The following is a 2,939-nucleotide window of genomic DNA, read 5'->3' on the forward strand; positions in this document are numbered from 1 at the left end:
GCCTTGATCTCGCCCTATGGCATAAGGATTCCGTAGTTGGGAAATGAATTTCTTGAAGGGCAAGGGATCTGGGGAGTAAATCGAACTTTACACGGAGCCAGGCTGGAAAAGCATCAGGTAAATCTGTATACTTGTCTATCAGGCATTTTATAATCCGACGTATCATACACACGGAAAGTTTCTGTGTGGCCGGATGTAGGGGCACGATCCTACTGGTGTGAACGGTATCCTGTCCTAGATCCGTCTTCTCATCGAGAATATCAAAGAGCGGACTTTCGATCTGTAACTGTCCAAACCTGTAGGAAACTTTTCCACTGAAGGCAACGATCGTTCCCTCTTTTAATCTTTTGGCAATGGAGTTCTGATAGTCATATCGAGCGGAAGCTTTTGAGAACCATACTCCATAAAGGTAGGCCGTTCCATCATAGATTCCGATGTTCAACACTCGAGTGCCCTTACGCCCTTTAACCCGATGAATGGCTCGTACAACACCCACTACGGTGACTTCTTCTCCCACTTTAACATCGGAAATCGCCCTCAACTTGGCCAGATTTAAATAGCGGTGGGGAAAATGATATAGTAAATCCTCAACATCCTCAATATTGAGTTGTTTTAGATATCGAGCATTGGCAGCTCCCACGTATTTTAATGAGCGGACGGGGGAATCGAGGAAACTCTGGTTGTGAGATAATCTTCGCTTCGGAAGGGAGTCATCGAGAAGGAATTTTGTAGAATCAAATCCATCCAGTAAGGTTAATCGATCCGGAATTGAAATCTTCGAATAATTCCGAAATACCTTGGGAAACTGCTCACCCAGATTTCTTGATATAATGCTCTCCTTACTTTTTAAATAGCCACCAAAACCTCCGATTACTGCATTATTTTGAGCTCCTAACTTTTTCTCTAACGCTAGAGCTTTAAAAATACTGCGGACGGAGCCTGCTTCCAAAATTTCCTCCTTATAATCTCACCTTTACTTAAAGGTGAATTGAACACATCCAAAAGCATCTTAGGAGTAATTCTTGCTTTGTTTATTATTATCGATGGACTCCAAGTCATTTAAATCTTTCACGATTGCATCTGCATCTGCACCATGCATTAAGGCGCCAATTTCAATGCTTTCCATAGTTGCTGCTACACAAGCGATACATCCCATGCCATGCTTTATGAAGATTTCCCTTGCCCTTGGGTGTGCTAGGAGAGCTTCTCGAATTCTCATCTCCTTGTTGAATTGCATGGAATCTCTCCTTCCCCTCGAGAACCACCAAGGGATTACCAAATTTATTATATATCATAATCATGGACCCTCAAAGGGAGGTAATTTTCTTGTCAAAATGGTGAGGGAATGTTATCCTTTTAGGGATTTTAATTGCTTTTAATATGGATTTTTATTGGGAGTGCAAAAATGGCAAGAAGATGTGAAATTTGCGGCAAGGGACCATCCTTTGGGTATAGGATCAGCCATTCGCATCGAAAAACTCCCCGGCGGTGGAGTCCAAGCTTAAGGAAGATTCGAGCGATAGTTGATGGCTCGCCCAGAAAGATAAATGTTTGTACCAAATGTCTTAAGGCAGGCAAAGTTGTAAGAGCTTGAGCGGAAGCAAAGTTTGGCTTGAAGTTCACCTTTTGATGGCGATTGGCAAAATTTGGGATCTTCCTTTACCCATCAAATAAGCGGATTTGATTTTTTGGAGTACATATTCCTTTGCTAGTTCGACGGCTTTTGGGACTTCCACACCCCGAGCGAGGTGAGCTGCCAAAGCGGAGGAAAAAACGCAACCTGTTCCTCGGACATCCGACTTCACTTTTTCGCTCGTGTATTCGTAATATGTGGTTCCATTCCAGAGGATATCCATGCATTTTTCTCCCTCAAGGTGTCCTCCTTTAATCAATACCCACTGGGATCCAAAAAGGTGAATCGCCTGAGCAGCCCTTTGCATGTCGTCAACATCCCTTATGGAAAATCCCGCCAATTTTTGAGCTTCGGGGATATTTGGTGTCACCACTTTCGCCAGCGGGAAGAGACGAACCTTCATTAAGGAAGAACCACTTGGTCCCAGAAGAATGGTGCCATCGGTGGCCTCAATAATCGGATCTACCACGAGGTTTTCGACTCCATAGTCCTCAAAAATTTCCGCAACGGCTTTAACATTTTCCCTTGTTCCCAGCATCCCTATTTTAGCTGCATCTAGCCTAGCATCGGTGAGAATTGCCCTAATTTGATCCTCGACGATTTGATGAGAAACATTATGAATGGTCATTATCCCGGAGCTATTTTGAGCGGTAACCGATGTTATCGCGGAGAAAGGGAAAATCCCTAGTTCAAGAAGGCTGAGAATATCGGCTTGTATTCCCGCTCCCCCACTTGGATCCGAACCACCTATGGTGAGCACCTTCCTGATTTGCATTTTTTATCTCCTTTCCTAAAATGCTCATGGCCAAACTTTGTAAGCTTGGAAGCTCTCCCCACTTTATCCATCAAGCATATCCCCTCTTTTCGGTCGACGATTTCTCCAACCTCTGTAACAAGGGTGCCCGTTTCCTTTAATAAGCAATTCTTAATCTCTTCCGCTTTAAATGGAGGTGCGGTGAATACTATCTCATAGTCCTCCCCACCATAAAGTGCAAAATCCAATGGTTTCTTTCCCAAAGCTAAAGCTATTTCCCTTACTCCCCTGGCTACTGGAATTCGATAAGCAAGAATTCTTGCCCCTACTCGACTTTCCTCGCAGATGTGATTAATCTCACTTGCTAACCCGTCGCTTATATCCTCCATGGCATGAGCACCATGCTTTGAAGCAATTCTTGCCTCGACCACCCTTGGTATTGGTAGTAAGTGAGCTCTCCTGAAGCTCTTCTCGTATCGAAAAGAACCTTTAAACTGAGGGTTCAGGAGTATCTCTAACCCAGCCTTAGATGCACCCAGTCTCCCCGTGACT

At 44.1% G+C, this 2,939-nt stretch carries 5 protein-coding genes; 1 reads left to right on the top strand and 4 read right to left on the bottom strand.

Annotation, left to right across the window (positions count from 1 at the left end):
- A partial coding sequence (locus AB1466_01390) for an OB-fold nucleic acid binding domain-containing protein (protein MEW6188756.1) occupies positions 1–949 on the bottom strand: 949 nt, incomplete at its 3' end.
- 60 nt (positions 950–1,009) lie between these two features.
- The gene (locus AB1466_01395; protein MEW6188757.1) at positions 1,010–1,237 is read right to left on the bottom strand and encodes a DUF1858 domain-containing protein; all 228 of its coding nucleotides are present in this window, start codon (positions 1,235–1,237) and stop codon (positions 1,010–1,012) included.
- A 168-nt stretch (positions 1,238–1,405) separates the two neighbouring features.
- Here AB1466_01395 and rpmB point away from each other — a divergent pair, with 168 nt between their 5' ends.
- Complete coding sequence (rpmB, locus tag AB1466_01400) at positions 1,406–1,594, top strand: 50S ribosomal protein L28 (GenBank protein MEW6188758.1); 189 nt, start codon at positions 1,406–1,408, stop codon at positions 1,592–1,594.
- 25 nt (positions 1,595–1,619) lie between these two features.
- Here the strand turns inward: rpmB and thiD are convergent, their stop codons facing one another.
- Both thiD and AB1466_01410 read right to left on the bottom strand, forming a co-directional pair.
- A complete protein-coding gene (thiD, locus tag AB1466_01405) occupies positions 1,620–2,408 on the bottom strand; it encodes a bifunctional hydroxymethylpyrimidine kinase/phosphomethylpyrimidine kinase (GenBank protein MEW6188759.1) in 789 nt (262 codons plus the stop codon).
- On the bottom strand, positions 2,381–2,939 hold a 559-nt coding region (locus tag AB1466_01410; protein MEW6188760.1), incomplete at its 5' end, for an AIR synthase-related protein. The genes AB1466_01410 and thiD, both read right to left, overlap by 28 nt.

This window comes from Actinomycetota bacterium, from assembly GCA_040755895.1.
Taxonomy (GTDB): Bacteria; Actinomycetota; Aquicultoria; order Subteraquimicrobiales; family Subteraquimicrobiaceae; genus Subteraquimicrobium.

Bases quoted from the DNA above. Each gene is read 5' to 3' on its own strand.
- AB1466_01395 (MEW6188757.1), bottom strand. From the start codon at position 1,237: ATGCAATTCAACAAGGAGATGAGAATTCGAGAAGCTCTCCTAGCACAC.
- rpmB (MEW6188758.1), top strand. From the start codon at position 1,406: ATGGCAAGAAGATGTGAAATTTGCGGCAAGGGACCATCCTTTGGGTAT.
- thiD (MEW6188759.1), bottom strand. From the start codon at position 2,408: ATGCAAATCAGGAAGGTGCTCACCATAGGTGGTTCGGATCCAAGTGGG.